The organism is Mesorhizobium sp. M2E.F.Ca.ET.219.01.1.1 (assembly GCF_004016445.2).
GTDB lineage: Bacteria > Pseudomonadota > Alphaproteobacteria > Rhizobiales > Rhizobiaceae > Mesorhizobium.
In genome coordinates this window covers 1-369 of sequence record NZ_SADT02000103.1, presented here as the reverse complement: position 1 = coordinate 369, position 369 = coordinate 1, and the positions used below count along the sequence as shown (strand labels likewise).

1 protein-coding gene is annotated in these 369 nt (G+C 68.0%); it reads right to left on the bottom strand.

Annotated elements, in window-relative coordinates; all coding sequences use genetic code 11:
* Positions 1–369, bottom strand: a 369-nt coding sequence (locus EN862_RS35110) for an FAD-dependent oxidoreductase (RefSeq protein ID WP_135913302.1), incomplete at both ends; no start/stop codon positions are given.

Sequence of the window (369 nt, the reverse complement as noted above, 5' to 3'; positions counted from 1 at the left end):
GTGATCGATCCCCCGGACTGGCTTTCGATCATCGTCGCGCCGATCATGAAACGGTGGTCGGCGCGCGGCACGATGTAGAGCGGAAAGCGCGGATGAAGCAGCCGGACCGGCCGCGACAGCGAGACGTCGGGCGCACGCAGGATCAGCATCTCGCCGCGCACGCCGCGCAGCCTGTCGTCGACAGCGGCCATTCCCGTGCAGTCGATCCGGCGATCGAAACCGGAAACCTGCCTGATATCGGCGCCGAAGCGGAATGCGACGCCCATGGCCGCGAGCCGGTCATGAAGTTTCGCCATCGCCTCGCGCGGGTCGAGGTGGGCCTCGTCGGGGAAGAGCAGTCCACGACGGAAGCTGCCGGCGAGGTCGGGC